The organism is Paeniglutamicibacter psychrophenolicus (assembly GCF_017876575.1).
Taxonomy (GTDB): domain Bacteria; phylum Actinomycetota; class Actinomycetes; order Actinomycetales; family Micrococcaceae; genus Paeniglutamicibacter; species Paeniglutamicibacter psychrophenolicus.
In genome coordinates, this window is record NZ_JAGIOE010000001.1 from 4,565,881 (window position 1) to 4,586,818 (window position 20,938).

A 20,938-nucleotide genomic window follows, 5' to 3' on the forward strand; every position below is an offset into this window, starting at 1 on the left:
GGGTTTGTCCAAGAATCAGTAGCACCTCACATAATGGTGTCCCGGAACGTTTACAGGGTGTGAAGATGACAACGAACCCCGCCTTCGAGCTGGTGGTGCGCCGGCACGGCCCCTCGGTGCTGCGAATGTGCACCGCCCTGCTGGGCCCGGGACCCGATGCGCAGGACGCCTGGAGCGAAACGTTCCTGGCGGCCCTGCGCGCCTACCCGGCCCTCGCTCCCGGTGCCAACATCGAGGCGTGGCTCATCACCATCGCCCGGCACAAGGCCATCGACATCCTGCGCGCCAACCACCCCGTCCCCATGGACGAGCTCCCGGAAACCGTGGTGCTTCCCGAGCTGACGGGGAAGCTGGAAATGCTGGAGTCCCTGGCCTCGCTGAGCGAGCTGCAACGCAAGGTCATCGGCTACCACTACCTGCTCGGGTTCCCCTATGCCCAGATCCCGGCATTCCTGGGCGGCAATCCCGCCTCGCTGCGCCGGGCCGCCGCGGACGGCATCAAGGCCCTGCGCAGCCAACACCAAGAAGCGGAGGAAGAATCATGAGCGAACTTGCCATGCACGAAATGGATGTCCTGCGGCAGCGGCTGGCCGAGCGGGCCGCGGCCGAGGGATTGATCGATGTTTCCTACCGGCTGGTGGACTCCCCGGTGGGGCAGCTGATGCTTGCGGCCACGGAGCGCGGAATCGTGCGCGTCGCCTTCGCCGCGGAGGACTTCGACGCGGTGCTCGGCACCCTGGCCGAGAAGGTCGGGGTGCGGGTGCTGCACCGTGCCGCACCACTGGATGCGGCGGCGGCCCAGCTCGACGAATACTTCGCGCATGCGCGTCAGGGCTTCGAGCTGACCCTTGACCACCGGCTTTCCAGCGGGTATCGCCTGGAGGTCCAGCTGGCCCTGCCGGGCATCGGCTACGGGCACACCGCCAGCTACAAGGAAATGGCGGCGCTGACCGGTCGCCCGGCGGCGGTGCGGGCCGTGGGCACCGCGTGCGCCACCAACCCGCTGCCGATCCTGGTCCCCTGCCACCGGGTGCTGCGCAGCGATGGCTCATTGGGCGGCTACCTCGGCGGCCTGGAGGCCAAGAAGGTCCTGCTCGATCTCGAGCAGGACCGCTTGGCCGACCCGTCTTCCTAGGCCTTGGATACCGACGACAGGGCGCGCCCGTCTCCAAGGCCCAGGTCCTGGGCAACCGCGGTGTTCAGCTCGGACCGGCGCACGGCCAAGACCGTGACATCGTCAGGATTGCTGTTTCCGGAGGCCATCTTGTGGACTGCGTCCACTATGTCCTGGGCGCAGTCGGCGTTCAGTGCCAGCTCCGCAACCTCGGCGATGGCGGCCAGGGTCCCGTCGTAGAGGTCCAGCACCCCGTCGCTGAAGCTGACAATCATGTCGCCCGGGGCGAGCCAGATTTCCCGGGACGTCCAGGTTGCGTCGGGCATCAGTCCCACCGGAAGTTCATGCGAGGTCAGTCGCTCCCATGTCCCGTTACCGCGGATCAACAGGCTCAGTCCGTGGCCCGCGTCGGAAAACAGGACCCTGCCGTCGCTCGCGCGGAGCCTGGCATGGAAGAGCGTGGCGAACGCTGCCGCCTGGCTCAGCTCGGTGGCCAGGCAGTCCGAAGTCAAGGCCAGCGCCTTCACCGGGTCGTCGCTGTTTCGGGCGCTGCGGATGACGGCGCGGGTGGTTGCAGCGATCATTCCCGCCCCGGCGCCCTTGCCCATGACATCCCCCAGGGTGAATCCGAGGCCTCCGTCGATGGCATACCAGTCGAAGAAGTCCCCGCCGACGGCCCTGGAGGGGATGCAGGCCCCGGCGGTTTCGTAGCCGGGCAGGATCGCGGCTTTCTTGGGAAGCAGGAACTTCTGGATCTGGGCAGCCCTGCTCAGTTCCTCCGCGGCCGCGGCGGCCTCTGCCCGGGCGCTTCCCAGGTGCTGGCGGGCACGCGCGGCCAGCATGTTGACCACGGTCGCGCTGATCGCGAAGACCGTGGCGTTGAAGATGCCGCGTGCCAGCTCGTTGGGATTGTTTTCCCTCTGGGCTCCGAGCATGAAGGGCACCATGACCGACAGGATGGTTCCCAGGACGGCGTAGATCACGTAGCGGCGTCCGGCCCTGGCGGCGAACCAGAGCAGGGGCAACAGCAGGATGGCGGCAAAAATGGAGTGTGACTCTCCGGTGCCGTGGCGCAGCAGGCCGGCGGCAACGAAGTCCAGCGCTGGCACGATGATGGCGAAGCGCAACAGTGCCGGGCGGCCGAAGATGACCGCCAGCACCAGTGCCACGGCAACCACTGCCAACCCCGCGATGAGGGATGTGACGGAGCTGACGGGCACTGTCGGGAGCAATACGGCCATGAGCGCCGCGACGAGGAACAGCCCCGCGAAGGGAATTTGCTTGCGCAGCGGCGACAGCTCATCAAGCCCCGCCAGGATGCGTGCGGGTCCTGATGTCATGGAAATTCCCTTGCTCATGGGTGTGGTGTCGAATCCCGGGACAGGACCCAGATGTTGGTGCCGTCCTGCCGGGCGAAGGTGACGGTGCTGACCAGGGCCCGGATCAGCGCCAGGCCGCGCCCGGACTCGGCCTCGGGACCGGGCATCCCCTTGGCTTCGGTATCCAGCTGGGGGTCGGTGGCGCCGAAGGCGCTGATCTCCGCCCGCAGGCTGTGGGTCCTGACGCTGATGTCGACTCCCAAGTCCACCGGCGTGGGGAATTCCGGCAGGGCATGTTGGACGATGTTCGAGGCGGCCTCGATCACGGCGGTGGCAAAGGTCATGCGGTCCATGTCCGGAACGAAGGGTGCATCTGCCCACAGCTCGTCGAGCAGGACATGGACGGCTTCGATGGACTCCGGGATGGCCTGGTCGCGGAAGCTCCTGCCGGCAATCGGCTCATTCATTCCCGAAGGCTTCCTCGGTCGAGGAGTACGAGGTCAGCACCCGATCCATGCTGGTCAGCTCCAGGACCATCTTCACCTGGGGCTGAACGGCCGCGATGCGCAGGTCCCCGCCGGCCTGCCGGGCGGCCTTGAGGCATCCGATCAGCGCGCCGAGCCCGGAGGAGTCCATGAAGGTGGTCTGCGCCAGGTTCACGACGATGCGGTTCGAGCCGGAGGCCACGACCTCGCCCACGTAGGCCCTGAGGGTGGGCGCGGACACCATGTTCAACCTGCCGTTGGCCGTCACTTCCGTGTACGACCCCCTGGCCTGGTGGCTAAGCTCCATCGAGGTTCCTTTCTGTGGCCAGCCGGGGAATCCGGCGACGCGTCGGGTGGATCGGGCTAATTCTCGCCGGGCGCATGGCCCCGATACCGCACGGCCTTGTACAGGACGCTGAGCACCAGCAGGTCAAAGACAACCCAGGCGACGTTGACAAGCGTACCGACCGGTTCGGCCAAACCCGTGGCAAGGCGCACGATCCCGGCGATGGCGGCAACCACCAGAAGAACGGCAACCGTGATCTGCGGCCGTATCAGGCTCCAGCGCGGCCCGCCGGCCTGCCGGCTCTTCGGGGTGACGGAGAAGCCCAGCGGGCGTCCGAACCAGACGTTGCAGGCCGCGGTGGTGCAGGCCTTGATCCAGGTGGGGAACAGCGCCAGGCTGTATTGCTGGCCCCGCCAGGTGGGGACGCCGTGCCCGGCAACGGCAAAGAGCACTTGGTTCACGACCATGAACGGAATGAAACGGATGAAGAAATCGGCGGTGAGGCTGGCCACCGGCAGGATGCCCAGCAGGAGATAGATGATGGGTGCGGCAAAGTAGATGATCGCTGCGAAGCCACTGAGGTAGCTCCACATCGTGGAGAAGTACATCAGCCGCTGGCCCCACTTCAGGCCAGGCTGGGTCAGTGGGTTTTCCCGCAGCAGCACCTGAATGGTGCCCTGGGCCCAGCGCAGGCGCTGGGTCATCATGGTGCCGATGTCCTCGGGGGCCAATCCGTAGGCCAGGATCTCATGGTGGTAGACGCTCTGCCAGCCGCGGGCGTGCATGCGCATGGCGGTGGCCATGTCCTCGGTGACCGAGATCGTGGCCAGCGGCATCAGCGGCTGCGCCTCCCCGGTGCGCTCCACCGTCAGGGCGTCCAGGACCGCCTGGACCGATTCCATGGCGCCCAGCGGGGACCATTCCCGCCCCGAGAGCCGTTGGACTGCTTCGTCTGTGATCACCTTGACCCCGGTTTCGCCCACCGCGGCCAGGTCCATTGCGGCGATCTCTTCCAGGTCCGCCTGCAGCGCCTGCACATCGGCCTGGACCAGGGTGCGGACCGCGGCATCCACCTTTCGTTGGACCTCGTAGGTGAGTTCGCCCAGCGACTGCCCGGCCGCCAGCTGGCTGTCGGCTTGGCCGATGGCAGCCTCAACCTCGTCCAGCATCGCACCGACCAGGGGCGAGTCGGCATCGGCAGCCTTCCGGGCCTGACGGATCGCTTTCTTGGAAGCGGCCAGGGCCCGGCGAATGCTCTTTTCGGTCTCCTGCACGTAGCCGAGCAGGCCGAGTTCCATGAGTGCCTCGCGGCGCAGCACGGCATTGGAGCCGCAGAAGTAGGCCGCATTCCAGCCGTCCTTGCCCTGCTGGATGGGCCCGTAGAAGAGCGGTGCCTGGCTGCCCAGCGGGTCGTCGTCGGGGACATTGTTGAAGTATTGCGGGGTCTGGACCAGCGCGACCTTCCGGTCGTTGAAATAGCCCAGGGTCTTTTCCAGGATGTCGGGTTCCGGGACCTGGTCGGCATCCAGGATCAACAGGAACTCGCCCCCGGTGACCATCAACGCGTTGTTCAGGTTGCCGGCCTTGGCGTGCCGCGGCATGTTGTCCCAGTCCTCGCCGCGGGTGACATACCCGAGCCCGTGATCGGCTGCCAGCTGCCGCAGTTCCGGCCGGTCCCCGTCATCAAGGATCCAGGTGCTGTGCGGATGCCGGATGCGCGCGGCGGCGAGCGCGGTGTTCATGACCAGCTCCAGCGGCTCGTTGTAGGTGGTGACGAAGACATCCACTGTCGCGTCCGGACGCGCCGGCGGCGCCCCGGTCCGTTCCTTCAAGCGCCATACCGTCATCCCGAATAGGAGCACGTCAATCAGGCTGTAGGTCTCGGCGGCAACCAGCGGAACCGCGATCCACCAGGCGTCCCAGTTCAACGAGGCTGCCCAGCGCCAACCGATGTAGTTCACGCCCAGTATCAGCGTGAGTACCACCATCAGGCGTGTCCAGAACCGTGCCATGCCCAGCCTTCCAGCTGCTCCGTTTGATCATCTGCGAGGACGTACCGCACAGCACCCGACAGCGGTGTTTGGGCACGGCCCGGGCGCGGGAACAAGCCGAACATATCATGGTTGACCAGCACGAAGATGCCGGCACCGTGTCAGGTGGGCCTTGGCCGGCAGGGACCATCAGGCTTGGGGGCCGGAAAGCAGGAAGGTCCTGCCCGGGGTTGGGCAGGACCTTCCACACTGGATCACTCCGGCGTTATTCGCTGGCCAGCCCCTGCACCGGGGCAAGCTTTGCGGCCCGGCGGGCCGGGACGATCGAGGCGGCAAGCGCGGCCACGACGGATACCGCGATGACCCCGGCCAGCTGCAGCCACGGGATGGACACGCTCATGGCGCCGAAGGCACCCATGACCGACTGGGCCCCGAGCAGCCCGTAGGCCGATCCGAGGACCACGCCCAGCAGGGCGGCAACCCCGCCAATGAGCACTGCCTCGGTCGCCAGCATCTTCTTGAGCTGTCCCCGGGTCAGGCCCAGGGCGCGCAGCAGCGAGTTCTCCCGGGTCCGTTCCAGCACCGAGAGGCTCAGCGTGTTGGCCACGCCGATCAGCGCGATCAGCACCGCGACGGCCAGCAGGCCCGAGACGATCATCAACAGCATGTCGATGACGGTGTTGAACATCTGCTTTTCCATGACCCCGCCGCCCACGGCGTATTCCTCGACGTTCAGCTCGTCGGCGATGTCGGTCTGCAGCGTGCGAAGCTCCGCGTTGCCCAGCGAATCATCGACCTTCAACCACAGCACGGTGCGTGCGTTGGGGTCCTTGGCCACCGATTCCTTGGTCGCTCCCAGCATGGAAATCGCGGTGTCCCAGCCCACGACCGGCTGCAGCGAGTTGCTTTCGGTGATGAGCATTTCCAGCGTGCCGCTCTTCCCGCCGAAGCCGGCGGCTTCCATGGTCTTGCCCTCGTTGTTGGCCGAGACCAGGACCTGGCCGGAACCCGGGACCTGGCTGCCGTTGTTGAGCACGGATTCGAGAGACGCCGGGTCGGTGGCGAAGAGTTCCTGGCCGCTCTTGGAGCTGCCCACGGCGGTGAGTTCCGCCAGGTCCTGGACGCCGTTCATGGCCTTGACCTTGGCCAGGGACTCGGCAGGGAAGGTGGTCCCGGAGTAGTCGTTGACCTCGACATCCACCAGGAATTCGCTGCCCAGGGCGTCGCCCAGCGAGGCCTTGGCGGTCTGTGCGCCGACCATCATCATGGACACCAGCGTCACGCCGATCAGCAGCGCGGTGGCCGTTGCGGTGGTGCGCCCGGGGTTGCGGACCGCGTTGAGGCTGGCCAGCTTGCCCGGCACGGTTCCGCCTGAGGTCAGCGCGCCGATCGCCGAGACGGTCTTGGGCAGGAAGAGCGAGCCGAGCATCAGCACGCCCGGGAAGGACAGCACTCCGCCGCCGAAGGCGATCAGGATGTTTCCTTCGATGGCTCCGTAGGCAAGTGCCGCGGCGCCGGCGGCCACGAGCAGCGCGCCGAAGACGATGCGCACCTTGCCGGCCTTGTTTCCCACTGCTGCGTCGTCGGCCGGGCGCAGTGCCGCCAGCGGGGAGACCCGCATGGCCTTGCGGGCGGGCATCCACGCGGCCACCAGGGTGATCGCGGTTCCGGCCACGATGGGCACGATGACGGCCTGCGCGTTGACGGCAAGGGTCGCGATTGCCATCTCGGGCACCGTGGCGACCAGGATCTTGATCAGCGCCGCCATGATGCCGGTGGCCAGCAGCACGCCGGCGGCCGAGGCCAGCAGGCCGACCAGCAGGGCCTCGATGAGCACCGAGGAGCGGATCTGTTTGCGGAGCGCGCCCAGGGTGCGCATCAATGCCAGCTCGCGGGTGCGCTGGGCGATGAGCACGGCGAAGGTGTTCATGACCACCAGCCCGGTGACCACCAGTGCGATCAGGGCGAAGACCAGCAGCACGATCGTCAGCTGGTCGTTGCCGCCGGAGAACGCGGCGATGTCCTTGACGATCTGCTCGTCGGGGGTGTTGACCTGGAAGTACTTCAGGCCGGTTCCCTCGAGGGCGGAGGTGATCGGGGCCTTGAGCCCTTGCAGGTCGATCCCGTCCTTGGCGGCCACCACGATGTTGCCATAGCTGGTCTCCCCGGGGCCGGAGAGCGCATTGAGCAGGGACTGGCCGATGGTCAGGTTCATGGCCGAGCCGGTCATCGGGTCGTTGGAGGCCGCGGTGATGCCCGAGACCTTGACCTGGCGGCTGATTTCCTTGCCTTCTGCGGTGGTGGCGCCGATCTCGAGGACATCCCCCACGGAAATGTTGTATTCGCCGGCGTAGGTGGCATCGATCGCCACCTGCTCGCTGTCGGTGGGCAGCGCCCCGGATTCAAGCACCTTGGAACTGAGCTTTTTGTTGGTTGCCGCGGTGTTGGCCGAGGCGTAGTAGTCCCTGCCCCCGGCGTTGACGCTCACCCCGATATTGGCGGAGCCGTGGACGTCCGCCACACCGTCGACGGATTCGATGGCCTTCAGGGTTTTGGGGCCCAGGACGTGGGTTTCAGGCTTGTCCTCGTCTCCCGCGGCCATGTCCATCATGTAGTCCTGCCCGATGACCAGGTCGGCGTTGGCGTAGGAGGACCCGATGCTGTTTTTCAGGGTTTCGGTGGCCGAGGCGTTGACCATGAGGGTGGCTGCCAGGAAGGCGGTGCCGATCATGACCGCCAGGGTCACGGCGATGAAGCGCCGCGAGTAGGTCTTGAGGTTGGCTAGTGCGAGTTGCAGCAAGACTTATGCACCCAACCCGGAAAGAGCCTGGGTGACCGTCTCGACGGTGGGGTCCTCGAGCTGGCCGACCAGCTCGCCGTCCTTCATCAGGAGCACGGTGTCGGCGTAGGAGGCGGCCACGGCGTCGTGGGTGACCATGATGATGGTCTGGCCCATCTCGCGGGTGGAGGAACGCAGCAGCGAGAGCACCTCGGCCCCGGTGCGCGAGTCCAGGTTGCCGGTCGGCTCGTCCCCGAAGACGACCTCGGGCCGGGTAAGCAGTGCACGGGCCACGGCCACGCGCTGCTGCTGGCCGCCGGAAAGTTCGTGCGGCTTGTGGTTCAGGCGGTCGCCCAGCCCCAGGGTGGTGACGATGGTCTCCAACCAGGCCTTGTCGTGCTTCTTGCCGGCCAGGGCCAGCGGCAGCACGATGTTGGCCTCGGCGGTGAGCGTGGGGACGAGGTTGAAGGACTGGAAGACGAAGCCGACCTTTTCGCGGCGCATCTTGGTCAATGCATCATCATTCAGCTTCGAGATGTCCGTCCCGCCAATGAAGATCTGCCCGTCGTTTGCGTCGTCGAGGCCTGCCAGGCAATGCATGAGCGTGGATTTGCCCGAACCCGAGGGGCCCATGATCGCGGTGAACTTGCCGCGGACGAAGGAGACGTCGACGCCGCGCAGCGCCTCGACGCGGGTGGTGCCCTCGCCGTAGATCTTGGTCAGGTTGGTCGCATGGACAGCAAAGTCGGTGCTGGTATGTGGTGCAGTAATGGTCATGGTTCCACGTTATGTTGCCGCTGGATGGTTTTGGATCATCCGCAGGGACCGTTTATTCCATCCCTTGGCTCATACTCGGGTATGAGACAGCGCTTTCACAGGGTCCGGCGATAGAATCGCAAACCTATGCTCTATTTCGCGGTTCCAACCGTTGCCCTGCTTGTCATCGTCAGCCTGGCCGCAAGCGCTGCCCTGCTGGCGGTGCTGCTGCACTTCACCTCCCGCGGCCGCGAGCGGGCAGTGCGCCGGGTGTTGCTCGTGGCGATCGCGGTGTGGGCGTTGGGCTTGGCCGTGGCGGTTTTGCCGGCGGCGCCGCAGCCGGATCCCTCGATTCCGACCGGCACCTTCAACTGGGTTCCGTTCCTCGCGCACCAGCAACGCGACCTCGGAGTGGAGATGGTGGCGAACCTCGGGCTCTTTGCGCCGCTGGGTCTCATGCTGGCCTTCCACTGGCGCCGGTTCGCGGTGCTCAAGACCACCGCACTGGTGCTGGGCCTTTCCGTCTGCGTCGAGACCACGCAGCTGTTGCTGCGCAACAACCGGGCCTCGGACATCACCGACATCATCACCAACACCGCCGGAGGGTTTGCCGCGGCGCTCATCGGTTGGGCACTGGTTTCCGCGGCCATGCACAGGCGGCCCACGGCCGAAGCCGCCGCCCAGGAATCACTGCGCCAGCGGTAGCACTTCGCATTCCACGTCCGTCTGCGGCTCAATATGCAGTCGTTCACAGACGTCAAGCCAGAAGTTGCCAGTAGACTGGGCAGAATTCCCGAATGTTTGGCTTGGAGTATCCGGTTTGGCTTTGAACATGTCTTTCCAATCGCAGATTTATCGCTCACTGCCTGAGCTGGAGCGCTCCGACGCCATCGTCAACCGCATCTCCAAGGCGATAACGCTTGGCATGTTGCGCGTCGGAGAACGCCTACCCAACGAACTCGAGATGTCCGAGATGTTCGGGGTTGCCGTAGCCACCCTTCGAGACGCACTTGCCGTCTTGCGCGAGCACGGGATCGTGGAAACGAGACGTGGGCGCAATGGCGGAACATTCATCCTGAAACAACCGCAATTCCAGATGGAAGCCATGAGGGATTGGCTAATGTCCACCTCAATTGCCGAGATCAGGGATCTGGGCGACGAGCAGTCAGCCATTGCCGCCGCGACCGTACGGTTGGCGTGCGACCGGGCCGAGCCTCACGAATTGGAGAGGCTGCAGGACATGGCTCGCGCCTTGGTGCTGGCAGACGATGCGCAGTCCAGGGCACGGGCCGACAGCCGCTTCCACATCGAACTGGCCGTGACAGCCCAATCGACCCGCTTGGCCAACGCAGAGATTCGCTTGCAGGCCGAAACGGTGGAGGTGTTGTGGTCGCCGCTGGCGGGCGACTTTGACGCCGAACGGGCCACCGCGGAACACCTTGCCTTGGTGCGCGCCATCGCAGACAACCGTAGCCAGCAAGGTCAGCAACTGGTGATTGAGCATATCCGGCGCAATACGCACCATCTCATCGACACGAAGTTGGCACTGAGCTACTCGACCGATTCAAAGGAGACCGAATGAGTCCCTCCCAACCGGCGGTTGTGGCCTTGGGGTCCATCGCGAAATGGTTCAATGACGCATCGGCGGACACCTACGCGTTGGCCTCCGCGGTCAGCGACCTGTTCACGCTCGGCCCGGCCCCCGGCGTACCCGTTGCAAAAAACGAGCTTGCCGGATTGAAGGTCCTGGCCTGTGCCTTCCTGAAGGATCACCCATTCGCGGTGGGGTCCGGGGCAACGTTCGCCTCGGCGGTTGTCAGTGAAGGCCAGGGCCTGCTCGAATGGTGGTCGCCGGGACCGCAGGGGGTCGAGAAGCTGCAGTTTGACCTCGACCCGGGCGGAGAACGGTTTTATGACTACGAACGGCTTCCCTTTTTCACCTCCGCCGAACGAACCGGCGAGGAGACCGTTTGGGGCCCGTATGTCGATTACTTGGGTTCGGACGAATACATCCTTACCCACGCCGCTCCGTTCTATATCCACGGAGAATTTGCGGGTGTGGCGGGCTATGACGTCACGGTGCGGGTGCTGGAGGATATCTTCCTGCCGATAATGCGTTCGATTCCCGGGGACGCGGCGCTGCTGAATGCCAGTAACCGGGTCATCATCGGCAATTCTGGCGCTTACCTTGTCGGAGAGCGGATCAAGTCCGCTCCGGACGGAAGCGACATCGTTCCGATGGACGTCCCTCATCTGGGCTTCTCCATGCTGGTCCCGTCATAGCGGGATGGCGGGTCAATGGTTCATCGACCCGCCATCCGACGGATGTCCCTCAGGCCTGCCGGGCCAGCTGCCGGCGCCGAAGGACGGCTTGTTCCACGAGGGCACCGAAGATCGCCCGGCGGTCCGCGTCCGATCCGTCACGGTCTTCCGGATGCCATTGCACCGCCACTGCCCAGGAGTACCCCGGGTGTTCGGTGCCTTCAATGATCCCGTCATCGGCCACGGCGCTGACCACCAGGCCCGGAGCCACTTGGTCCACCGCCTGGTGGTGTCCGGAACGAACGGTGACCCGTTCGCGTCCCAAGATGGACCTGATCTTGCTGCCCGCGGCCAGGGACACCGATTCGTTGAGGAACATCGGCTGCCCGGGCTGCCCCTGGTGCAGGGTCGAGGGCACGATGTCCGGCACCAGTGTTCCGCCGAGCGCAACATTGAATAGTTGGGATCCGCGGCAGATGGCAAGCAGCGGTTGGTCCTGCCCGAGGGTTCGATGGATCATGTCGATGCAGAACTCGTCGGCTCTGCGATCCACGCCGTAGGCCTTGGGGATGGATCCCCGGAGCCCGTACAGTGATCCGTCGACGTCCCCGCCACCGAGGAATAAAACGGCATCGGCAGCCTCCGCAGCCATGGCGGACTGCGGGTTGGCCGCCGAGCTGTCGATCAAGACGGCCCGCGCACCGTTCTCGAAGAGTTGGTCGAAGGCACTGCGTGTGAAGTCACGCATGATCTCGTAGCTTTCTCCGCTCATGCCGGGGAAGGTCAGCGAGACCACAACCGCCACCAATGGCGCATCGGGGGGAAGCAAATCAAAACCTTCCGGGATGATCTCTTCCATGCCCAGCATCATGTCTCCGGGGGCCTCCGCGCTCATAGTTTAATTGCCTCCAATATGTTCGTTTGATCGGTTGCTGAGAAATCGCTCCGGCGGGTCCGGGATGTTTCGACCACCCAAGTGAACAGCGCATGGTCGGTGGACGAGGAAGCGGCCAGATCCTCGGGGTGCCATTGGACGGCAAGCAGCGGGGCGCCCGGAACCTCCAGTCCCTCGATGACCCCGTCCGTGGCCGTGGCGGAAACCCTCAGCCCGTCGCCGACCCGGTCCACGGCCTGGTGATGGTACGAGGATGTCATCACGGCGGCAGTGCCCAACACCAATCCAAGGAGCGTCCCCGGATCGCAGGTCACCGGGTGTTCGGCGCCTCGGTGTTCGACCGTGCCGGGTTCCAGGTGCCCCACCAACGTTCCGCCATGAACCACGTTGAGCAGTTGCAAGCCCCGGCAAATCGCCAAGGTCGGGGTTCCCGTCTCCAGACAGGCCCGCAGGATCTCTGCCTCGAATTCGTCCTGCCCCTCGTAGTCGGCCGGCCAGTAATGTTCGTCGGGCTCGTTTCCGTAGCGGCGGGGGTCGATGTCGGCACCGCCGGGAATGACCACGCCGTCGAGCCGTGCAACCTGTTCGGCCGCTGATTCGCTGCTGCCAGGAAACAGGACCACGGGTTCCCCTCCGGCCCGGTCGATCGACCGCAGGACTTCCACCGCGACTGCGGTGCCGGCGAAGCGCATGCCCTGGACCTTGCCCGACCACATGCCCGGGACACCGATCAACGGGCGTCGGCCCGTCGTCGCACCGGCGCTCATGCCGACCTGCCCGCGGTTGCCTTTACCCCGTGCTCCAGCGGGAAGACGAGCCCGGGCATCCAGGTGTCCCACACCTCGCGCAGGCTGCCGTCGGCGATCACCTCCGCGAGCGCGGCGTTGAATTCCTCGCGCAGCCCCGGGTTGCCCTTGGCGACCCCGATCCCCCACGGGTTGCGGGTGGCCACGGTGAAGGCAACATCGTAGCGCGGGTCATCGCCCAGAGGCACCAGCACCACATCGTCATCAACCATTGCGTCCACGCTCGAATCGGCGACCGCAGCCAGCATGTCTTCGTAGACGGTGTCACCGCTAAAGGGAACGATGACCGCTCCCTCGAAGGTCCGGGCCAGGGCCATGTTGGCGCTGCCGTCGATGGCGGCCACCCGGTAGCCGACCAGGTCGGCCGGGGTGCGGGCGGGATCGTCCTTGCGGACCAGGACCGTCTCGTCGAACACTGCATACGGGCGGGTGAAGTCCACCACGGCCTGGCGCTCGGGAATGATGCCCTGCCCGCACCACACCGCATCCACCCGGTGGTCTCGAACCGCGGGCAGCATCTCGTCCCATCCCATGACGACCCATTCGACCGTAAGGCCCATGCGTGAGGCCACCAGCTCCGCTGCGGCGGGTTCGTAGCCGGTGCGTTGGCCGTTGCCATCGATCAGCGAAAAGAGCGGGGGTGCGACAGCGTCGATGCAGGCCAGTTTCAGCGTTGTCATTACGGCATCGTCTCCCAGTACATTTCACGGTCCCATTCGGTGATCGACCCGCAGTAGCGGGCCCATTCTTCTTCCTTGAGCTTGGTGTAGATGGATACCAGGTCTGCAGGAAGCTGCGAGGTCAGGTAGGTGTCCGAGACGAACGCCCCAACGGCGTCGCCGAGGGTCAGCGGAAGCTGCGCCCCGAGTGCGGGTGCGCTGTCACAAGCCTCGTCGGGGGCCCCCGGCTCGAGCTTGCGGTTGATCCCGTCTTCCATCGAGGCGATGAGCAGGGTGTGGGACAGGTAGGGGTTCACCGCGGCGTCCGGCACCCGGTACTCCATCCGGCCGTTGGCGGAGATGCGGATCAGGCAGCCACGCGAGTCAAGGCCCCAGTTGGCGGTGGAGGGAGCAAATTGCCCGGCGTCCCAGAACCGCTTGTAGGAGTTCACAGTGGAGGCCATCACGGCCATGGATCCCTGGGCGTGGGCCAGCATGCCGCCGATGGCGTGCCGGGCGGTTTCCGAGACATGCAGTTCCACGCGTCCGGCGTCTTCGATGACGTTGGTGTCCCCGTCCCAGAGGCTGAGGTTGTGGTGGCAGCCGTTGCCCATCTGGCCGTTGTAGGGCTTGGGCATGAACGAGGCGGTGACCCCGAATTCGCGGGCGACCTGCTTGCATATCTGCCGGTAGGTGACCAGTCGGTCGGCGGTGTTTTCCACGCGGTCGTACATCCAGTTCAGTTCGAGCTGGCCGTCGTCCTCGTAGTCGCCCTCGATCATGTCCAGGCCCATGGCCTTGGAATACGTGACGAGCTTCTTGTAGATCGGGCGCATGCGCTCGAGATTTTCCACCTGGTAGGCGGGGCTGGAGCCGGGACGCTTGACGACTTCGAGACCGGGGCCTTCCCACGTCATTTCGGGTTCGGTGCCCGAACGCACCTCAAACCCGGTTCGTTCCGTGAACGCGGCGTGGGTCCGTGCCAGCAACGAGCGCGTGTCGATGGCCAGCGGACGGCCACCAACCTCCGGCAGGTGCGGGGGCTCGTAGGCGGTGCAGAAGATCCGGGCCACCGAGGTGTCCCAAGGCAATACCACGAATGAATCCGGCTCCGGCAGTGCCCAGAACTCGCGGGCCTCGATGCCGCCGCCGATCAAGTTGCCGTGGCGGTCGTTCTGCAGGTCGGAGAGCGCCGTGCGGTGGAAGGCGATGCCCTTTTCCAGGTTGCGGCGGAAGTGGTTGGCCGGAACCATCTTGGCCACAACGCGCGAGCCGATGGTGGGCAGGGCGTAGTAGATGTACTCGACCCCTGCGGCCTCGATCTTCGCTGCAAGGTCCTTGACGACCCGGGGCTCGAGGTTGCTGGCCTGGTGCCGGAAGAAGGCTTCACGGTCCATCATGGCGTCGGTTTCGGTGCGGATTGCTTGCAAGGTCATGGAACTCAACTCTTTTCTGCTGGAAGTCTTAGATGGTGACAAGCGCGCCGGCGTCGAGCACCAGCTGGCGGTAATGCAGATTCCTGGATGCCGGTAGGCCGGCATTGACGACGCCGATGAGTGTGTCTCCCCGGTAGTACCCCACTGCCACTCCGGCGTGGGGCCGGTCCGGGTCGCCCTCCAAAACCCGGGTTTCCTCGGCCAGGGCAGGGGAACCGACGCCGTTGATCCGGGTCCCGAAGATGTCGGTCCAGAACGACGGGAGCGGAGCGGGTGCCTCTGCTGGAGGCTGCCCTGAGAGCCCGGCGACAAGCGCCGGCGCCGCGATCTTGGCGGTGTCTGTGGGGGTCGCCCAGTGCTCCACCCGCCGGGCCGGAAGCCCGTTGCGGTCGTCCGGGTACCGTGCAATATCCCCGACGGCGACGACTCCAGGAATCGGTTGCCCAGCTATTCCCAGGACCCGTAAGTGGCTGTCGCATTCCACGCCGTCGACGAGGTCAAATCCGTTGCCCTGCAGCCATTCAACGTTGGCACGTGAACCGACGGCTTCGACGATGACGTCGACGTCGATCACGCTGCCATCGGAAAGCTCCATGCCCGTGCAGGATTCGGTGCCCCGATAGGCGACTACGGACACCGCCTGCCGACAGTCCACGCCGCGTTGCGCGAGCATGTCCCTCACGCCGGAGGAGAGTGCATGGCCCAATGGGCGCTCCATGGGGCCCGTGCGCCCTTCCACCAGCGTCACCGCACACCCCAGTGATGCTGCGGTGGCAGCGCTTTCGCATCCGATGAACCCCGAACCGATGACGCCCACCCGGGTTCCCGGCCGGAGTGCTTCATGCAAGGCCAATGCATCGTCGATGCTGCGAAGCACGTGACGCCCTGCCCGCGGACCGGGCGCAGCGACCCGTGCGGGCCGCAGACCGGTGGCAACGACCAAGCCGTCGAAGTCGAGTTCCTCCCCGCTGTCCAAGGTGATGGTGCGTGCCGCCAAATTGGATGCAGTGATCCGGGTTCCCAACCGCCATTGGATTCCGGTGGCGCTGCGTCTGGGACGGAAGGCCAGTTTGGCCAGGGCTTCCTCCGGGGTCCCGGGGGCCGCCAAGACGTCTTTGGAGAGCGGCGGCCGGTTGTAGGGTGGGTGCTCTTCCTCGCCAATGACCAGGATCTCTCCTGTCCAGCCGGCGGCCCTCAGCTGTTCGGCTGCGCGCAGACCCCCGAGCGAGGCGCCGGCGACAATGATCCGCTGGACCATGGCTAGTCCTTCAGGAAGATGGCTTGGACCGGGCATACGTCGATGGCTTCTTCGACCTCGTCGAGCAGCGCATCGTCGAAGGACTCCTTGTATTCCAGGATCCCCTCGTCGTTCATCGAAAAGACCTTGGGGGCCGCAATGGCGCATTGGCCATGGTTGTCGCAAAGCGTGCGGTCGACGGTGATCTGTGCCATGGAAGTACTCGTTTCTTTGGTGCTGGTGGTGATGTCAGGCGTTGGGCGGGGCTTAGCCTCGTTTGGTGAATCCAATTGGCAACCGGATAGGGCCGGTGTTGCCCGAGTCGGGCAGCCATTCGTCCCCGCCAGTCAGGCGTGGATTGCCAAGGCGGCTGGCCAGCAAAGGCAGGGCCTCGCTCATGTCCGCGCGGGCCACGAAGTGTCCCAGACAGTGGTGGACTCCGCCACCGAACCCATAATGGGCCGGGTGCTCGCCCAGCAGGTCCAGTTCAGGGTTCGGGAACGCAAGCGGGTCGGTGCCGGAGGCCTGGGTGAACAGGTGCACCGTGGTGCCCGCTGCGATCTCGAGCCCCTGGTAGGTGAAGTCCTCCACGGCCTCGCGGGTCACCCAAGTGACGGTCGGGTTGGTGCGCATGACCTCTTCGACGGCCTTGGGCCCAAGCTCCGGCCGTTCGGCCAGCAGTTCCCATTGGTCCGGGTTGCGCATGAAGGACTGCATGGCTAGGCCCAGTTGGTTGCGGGTGGTGTCCATGCCTCCGAAGATCAGTAGCACTAGTGCGTTGCGGAGCTCTTCGTCGTTGAGCTTGTCGCCGTCCCGGCTTGCCAACACCAGTCTGGAGACGAAGTCCTCTCCCGGATTTGCTTGGCGGTCTTTGATGAGATCCTCCGCGTAGGCGTAGAGCTCGGCCACTGCCGCGTCGACCTTGTCCAGGTCCTGCTTGAAAGTGACGCCCAGGGCCAGCCCGATGGTGGAGGCCAACCGGGCGATCGTGGGCCATTCGCTCTCGTCGATGCCCAACAGGATGGTCAGCACGCGGGTGGCGTAGGGCTCGGCAAAGTCGCCGATGAATTCGCACTCACCCTTGTCGATGAAGTCATCGATCAGCTCGTTTGCCAGCGCCTGGAAACGCGGGACGAGGTCCTTGATGAGCCGGGGGGAGAATGCCGGGTTGAGCAGGCGCCGTATTCGGTGGTGGTCTTCGCCCTCCAATACAAGCAGGTTCTTGGTCCACCACTCGAAGAACAACCCGCCGTGTATACCGTTGTGTGCCGGCCACTTGGCACTGCCCTGGATGAGCTTGGGGCTCTTGAGCAGTTTGCTGACTTCTTCATAGCGCAGCACGGCGATGCCATAGTTGGTTCTTGCGTACCAGCTGGCTCCTCGGGCGTTGCGTAGTTCCTCCGATTGCATGGCGAAGCTCGGATCGGAAATGTCTAGGTAGGGTACGGCAAGCTGGTTCGGGACGATTTCGACACTCATGGTGCGATCCTCTCGTTTTGTGTTGGTGGCCTTGACGGACTGATCCGGTTGACCGTTTCAGTTGATGCGAAGTTCTAGTTGCCGGCGGTGGCTCGCTGCTGCTTGATGGCGTCTGCGGCCGGGGCATCGCCCTTGAGATGTGGCTTGCGAAGGACCAGATACACGAGGCCGATTCCCAGCACGAAGATCGAGGAAATCAAGACGATGTAATTGGCGAACCATCCAGCTTCCGGTGTGCGCGGCCAAGCCATGTTGATCATGCCCAGCACGCCCCAGAGCATGGCCATCACGGTCACGGGCATGCCCCAGCGTCCGAGCTGGTACTTGCCGGCCGGCTTCCAGCCCTTGAGCCGGGCACGCAGGGATGCCAGTACGACCATTTGGAAGCCCAGATACATGCCCATGGCGGCGAAGGAGATGATGGCGACCAGTGCGTCTTCGGAGATCTTGGAACCGATCACCACCAGCGCGGGAAATATGCCAGCGATCAGCAATGCGTACGGCGGTACGTGGCGGTTCTCGCTGAACCGTGCGAGCAGGCCGCTGAACGGTAGAATACCGTCGCGCGCCATTGAGTAGGTCAGGCGGCTTGCGGCGGCCTGCAGGCTCAAGACGCAGGAGACGAAGGAAATCAGAACGACTCCGAGGACGACCTTGTATCCGACCGGGCCGAAGGCAGCCATCAGTACGCCAACGAGTGGATCGGAGTCGGCACCCGAAATCACGGCGCCGAAATCGGGGACGGCGAGGATCAGGGAGAGACAGACGAACATTGCTGCGGCTCCCCCTATGTAGATGGTCATGCGCATGGCCTTGGGGATGGTGCGGCCGGGATTCGGGACTTCCTCGGCGACGTCGCCGCATGCTTCGAATCCGTAGTACTGGAAGATCCCGATGAGTCCGGCCGCGGCGAATGCCACGAAGTAGTCGGATCCTTCACCAGCGCCGAAGGAGTCAAAGAGCACTGATAGGTCGTGGTTGCGGTGACCGATGATCAGCCAGAGGCCTACAACGATGGCACCGCCGAGTTCCGCGATCAGGCCGAGCATTGCGACCTTGTTCAGCACTCCGGTGCCAAGAAGGTTCAGGCACGTCGCCAGGGCGATGATGACAAGCGCTGCCAGAATTGTTGCGTTGACGCTGCTTTCCAGACCGAGGAATGCTGCGAGGTACGGGCCAGCTCCGTAGGCCACGGAGGCGATGGTGGTCAGTAGCGCGGCGAGGTAAACCCAACCATTCATCCAGCCCCATTTGCGGCCCCACAGCCGTCTCGACCATGGGTAGACGCCGCCGGCCACCGGATAGTTCGACACCACTTCACCAAAGACCATGGCGACGAAGAGCTGTCCTGCGCCAACAATGACCAAGGACCAGATCATCGGCGGTCCGGCGGTGCCCAAAGCAATTGCGAATAGGGAATAGATCCCTACGACGGGCGACAGATAGGTGAATCCCAAGGAGACGTTTCCCCAGAACGTCATTTCACGTTTGAACTGGGTTTCATACTTGTAGCCGAGCGACGCCAAATGCGCCGCATCTTCGTCAAGATCGTGGGGCTTGGCCTCGGGTGCTTCACGTGACTCTATGGACACGACGACTCCTTGTTGGATTGCGGTGAGGGATCGAGAGATCAGAGCCACAGGACCTCGTGATGCTCGTCACGTGCGCTCTGAAAAAACTGTAACAGTGAATGATTTAGAAGACAAGGGTTTGCGAATATGCTTCTTCAGAGGCTGGCCTCGAGCAGGATTCCCACGGAACCGCATGGCTTTCCGCCGGTTATTTAGCTAAATGCCAACCATTCGTCGCCAATTCCCCGTCACGTCGCCCACGGGACTCGCTGCACGCGCGCGAGGCCGCGCCACATTACATTGAATTGCAAATGTTATCTGTGGCACTAAACGCGCCACCGAAGACAAAGACGTTCTCACGGCATGGACGGCATTTCCTTGCGGGATCCGGCCAAGCGCGGGCTTCCCGGAGCGCCTTCCGCTACAAGACAAGAAACCCGTGGCGCAGTCCAAGGGACTGCGCCACGGGCATGACTTGCATACGGAACCAAGTTTGTCAGTCGTGCCGCCCGTGCTCCGGGGTCTGGTGGCTGTAGGACTCGATCTGGAAAGTGGAGTGTTCGATGCTGACCTCGAAGTGCTCGGCCACGCAGGACTGCAATTCCCCCAGCAGGGTGGCCGCGGCACCGGTGTGGAACGCCGCGTCCTCGACCACCACGTGGGCCGAGAGGATCGGCAGGTTCGAGGCGATCTGGCTGGCGTGCAGGTCGTGGACGGCGAGCACCTGGGGGTGCGCAACCAGGTGGGCCCGGACGTCCTCGAGGTCCAGTCCCTTGGGCGTGGATTCCAGCAGGATGTGCGTGGTCTCCCCCAGCAGCTTCAACGCGCGCGGGATGATCAGGATCGCGATCAGCATGGCGGCGATCGAGTCGGCCTGCATCCAGCCGGTGGTGGAGATGACGATCGCGGAGATGATCACGGCGACCGAGCCCAGGGCGTCGTTGACGACCTCCAGGAATGCCGCTCGCATGTTCAGGTTGTCGTCCTTGCCCGAGGCGAGGACCAGCATCGAGGCGACGTTGCCGAGCAGGCCGATGATGCCGAAAATGAGCAGCCCGCTGCCGGCGATTTCCGCCGGCTGGAAGAGGCGGCGGATGCCGTCGACGAGCGCGTAGATGCCCACCCCCAGCAACAGGGTCGACTGGAGTGTTGCCGAGAGCACCTCGGCGCGGCGGAATCCCCAGGTTCTCTTGGCCGTGGGCTTGCGCATGATCAGGGTGGCCGCCGTGAGTGCCAGCAGCAGGCCCGTGGTATCGGTGAGCATGTGCGCGGCGTCGACGAGCAATGCCAGCGAGTTGGTCAACAGTGCACCAATGACCTCGGCCACGAGGATCGTCGCGGTGATGCCGAAGGCCCAGGCAAGTTTCTTTCGGTTGGTCGTTGCCAGGCCGTGGTCGTGGTCGTGGCTCATCGGTTGGCTCCTTCCCGTGCCGGAGCCGGGCCGTGGACCTCGGTGAAGTCGTGTGTATCCAGTTCGTTCCCGTCGCTGGTGCCGATGTAGTGGTTCGCGTCGCCGAGCAGGTCGAGCAGCAACCGCGGGTTGGCCAGTGAGTACATGCTGGCACGTCCCTGTGCACGGGATATCACCAGGCCGCAGTCGCGCAGGCAGGAAAGGTGGGCACTGACGGTGCTCTGGGCCAGGCCGAGGTGGTCGGTGAGTTCCTTGACCTTGTGTTCCCCGGTGCGCAGGTGGGCCAGGATCATCAGCCGCGTGGGGTCGGCCAATCCGTGGAAGAGTGCTGCCGCCGCGGCATGGCCTTGGATGGCTTCCTGGCGCTCGTGGTTCACACGATCTATCATCGTCATATTACGATGATATCGAATCATTCGGATAAAACAAACGGACGCAAGACCGTGGCAGGA

Annotated in this window: 21 protein-coding genes; 5 read left to right on the forward strand and 16 right to left on the reverse strand. The window is 64.7% G+C overall.

All coding sequences use genetic code 11. The features are described from left to right. Positions 1–65 precede the first annotated feature (65 nt). Positions 66–545 carry an RNA polymerase sigma factor gene (locus JOF46_RS20520; protein ID WP_209910838.1) on the forward strand — a complete coding sequence of 160 codons (480 nt, stop codon included), beginning with the start codon at positions 66–68 and terminating at the stop codon, positions 543–545. Next, positions 542–1,135 carry a methylated-DNA--[protein]-cysteine S-methyltransferase gene (locus JOF46_RS20525; RefSeq protein WP_209910841.1) on the forward strand — a complete coding sequence of 198 codons (594 nt, stop codon included), beginning with the start codon at positions 542–544 and terminating at the stop codon, positions 1,133–1,135. The genes JOF46_RS20520 and JOF46_RS20525 overlap by 4 nt, the downstream gene beginning before the upstream one ends. On the opposite strand, the gene JOF46_RS20530 is transcribed toward JOF46_RS20525, so the two are convergent. The 6 genes from JOF46_RS20530 to JOF46_RS20555 all read right to left on the reverse strand — a co-directional run bounded on the left by JOF46_RS20530 (position 1,132) and on the right by JOF46_RS20555 (position 8,751). Further along, a complete protein-coding gene (locus tag JOF46_RS20530; protein ID WP_245348214.1) occupies positions 1,132–2,454 on the reverse strand; it encodes a PP2C family protein-serine/threonine phosphatase in 1,323 nt (440 codons plus the stop codon). The two genes, JOF46_RS20525 and JOF46_RS20530, sit on opposite strands and share 4 nt — an antisense overlap. A gap of 14 nt (positions 2,455–2,468) precedes the next feature. Continuing rightward, the gene (locus JOF46_RS20535; protein ID WP_209910845.1) at positions 2,469–2,900 is read right to left on the reverse strand and encodes an ATP-binding protein; all 432 of its coding nucleotides are present in this window, start codon (positions 2,898–2,900) and stop codon (positions 2,469–2,471) included. After that, positions 2,893–3,225, reverse strand: coding sequence for an STAS domain-containing protein (locus tag JOF46_RS20540; protein ID WP_209910848.1), 333 nt, complete (start codon positions 3,223–3,225; stop codon positions 2,893–2,895). The genes JOF46_RS20535 and JOF46_RS20540 overlap by 8 nt, the downstream gene beginning before the upstream one ends. 56 nt (positions 3,226–3,281) lie before the next feature. Then, a complete protein-coding gene (locus JOF46_RS20545) occupies positions 3,282–5,216 on the reverse strand; it encodes a glycosyltransferase family 2 protein (protein WP_209910850.1) in 1,935 nt (644 codons plus the stop codon). 244 nt (positions 5,217–5,460) lie between these two features. Beyond that, the gene (locus tag JOF46_RS20550) at positions 5,461–7,995 is read right to left on the reverse strand and encodes an ABC transporter permease (protein WP_209910852.1); all 2,535 of its coding nucleotides are present in this window, start codon (positions 7,993–7,995) and stop codon (positions 5,461–5,463) included. Positions 7,996–7,998: 3 nt separating this feature from the next. Continuing rightward, positions 7,999–8,751 carry an ABC transporter ATP-binding protein gene (locus JOF46_RS20555; RefSeq protein WP_209910855.1) on the reverse strand — a complete coding sequence of 251 codons (753 nt, stop codon included), beginning with the start codon at positions 8,749–8,751 and terminating at the stop codon, positions 7,999–8,001. A gap of 126 nt (positions 8,752–8,877) precedes the next feature. Here JOF46_RS20555 and JOF46_RS20560 point away from each other — a divergent pair, with 126 nt between their 5' ends. The 3 genes from JOF46_RS20560 to JOF46_RS20570 all read left to right on the forward strand — a co-directional run bounded on the left by JOF46_RS20560 (position 8,878) and on the right by JOF46_RS20570 (position 11,013). Next, positions 8,878–9,435, forward strand: a complete 558-nt coding sequence (locus JOF46_RS20560; protein ID WP_209910858.1) for a VanZ family protein — start codon at positions 8,878–8,880, stop codon at positions 9,433–9,435. A 127-nt stretch (positions 9,436–9,562) separates the two neighbouring features. After that, on the forward strand, positions 9,563–10,312 hold the full coding sequence (locus JOF46_RS20565; RefSeq protein ID WP_209910860.1) for a FadR/GntR family transcriptional regulator: 750 nt from the start codon (positions 9,563–9,565) through the stop codon (positions 10,310–10,312). Beyond that, positions 10,309–11,013, forward strand: coding sequence for a cache domain-containing protein (locus JOF46_RS20570; protein ID WP_209910865.1), 705 nt, complete (start codon positions 10,309–10,311; stop codon positions 11,011–11,013). The genes JOF46_RS20565 and JOF46_RS20570 overlap by 4 nt, the downstream gene beginning before the upstream one ends. Positions 11,014–11,062: 49 nt before the next feature. Here the strand turns inward: JOF46_RS20570 and JOF46_RS20575 are convergent, their stop codons facing one another. From JOF46_RS20575 to JOF46_RS20620, 10 genes are all read right to left on the reverse strand, one after another. After that, positions 11,063–11,887, reverse strand: coding sequence for a gamma-glutamyl-gamma-aminobutyrate hydrolase family protein (locus JOF46_RS20575; RefSeq protein ID WP_209910867.1), 825 nt, complete (start codon positions 11,885–11,887; stop codon positions 11,063–11,065). Beyond that, positions 11,884–12,654 (reverse strand): gamma-glutamyl-gamma-aminobutyrate hydrolase family protein, encoded by a 771-nt coding sequence (locus JOF46_RS20580; protein ID WP_209910870.1) that lies wholly within the window; start codon positions 12,652–12,654, stop codon positions 11,884–11,886. The genes JOF46_RS20575 and JOF46_RS20580 overlap by 4 nt, the downstream gene beginning before the upstream one ends. After that, positions 12,651–13,373 (reverse strand): ABC transporter substrate-binding protein, encoded by a 723-nt coding sequence (locus tag JOF46_RS20585; protein ID WP_209910873.1) that lies wholly within the window; start codon positions 13,371–13,373, stop codon positions 12,651–12,653. The genes JOF46_RS20580 and JOF46_RS20585 overlap by 4 nt, the downstream gene beginning before the upstream one ends. Next, positions 13,373–14,788 carry a glutamine synthetase family protein gene (locus tag JOF46_RS20590; protein ID WP_209910877.1) on the reverse strand — a complete coding sequence of 472 codons (1,416 nt, stop codon included), beginning with the start codon at positions 14,786–14,788 and terminating at the stop codon, positions 13,373–13,375. The genes JOF46_RS20585 and JOF46_RS20590 overlap by 1 nt, the downstream gene beginning before the upstream one ends. A gap of 28 nt (positions 14,789–14,816) precedes the next feature. Continuing rightward, entirely contained in the window at positions 14,817–16,046 is a 1,230-nt protein-coding gene (locus JOF46_RS20595; protein ID WP_209910880.1) for an NAD(P)/FAD-dependent oxidoreductase, read from the reverse strand. 2 nt (positions 16,047–16,048) lie between these two features. Further along, positions 16,049–16,240 carry a ferredoxin gene (locus JOF46_RS20600; protein WP_209910882.1) on the reverse strand — a complete coding sequence of 64 codons (192 nt, stop codon included), beginning with the start codon at positions 16,238–16,240 and terminating at the stop codon, positions 16,049–16,051. A 52-nt stretch (positions 16,241–16,292) separates the two neighbouring features. After that, complete coding sequence (locus JOF46_RS20605) at positions 16,293–17,504, reverse strand: cytochrome P450 (RefSeq protein WP_209910885.1); 1,212 nt, start codon at positions 17,502–17,504, stop codon at positions 16,293–16,295. 74 nt (positions 17,505–17,578) lie between these two features. Then, positions 17,579–19,096 carry an APC family permease gene (locus tag JOF46_RS20610; protein WP_209910888.1) on the reverse strand — a complete coding sequence of 506 codons (1,518 nt, stop codon included), beginning with the start codon at positions 19,094–19,096 and terminating at the stop codon, positions 17,579–17,581. 475 nt (positions 19,097–19,571) lie between these two features. Next, positions 19,572–20,486, reverse strand: a complete 915-nt coding sequence (locus JOF46_RS20615) for a cation diffusion facilitator family transporter (RefSeq protein ID WP_209910891.1) — start codon at positions 20,484–20,486, stop codon at positions 19,572–19,574. Next, positions 20,483–20,881, reverse strand: coding sequence for an ArsR/SmtB family transcription factor (locus tag JOF46_RS20620; protein WP_209910893.1), 399 nt, complete (start codon positions 20,879–20,881; stop codon positions 20,483–20,485). Before JOF46_RS20620 ends, JOF46_RS20615 begins: the two co-directional genes overlap by 4 nt. Positions 20,882–20,938 lie beyond the last annotated feature (57 nt).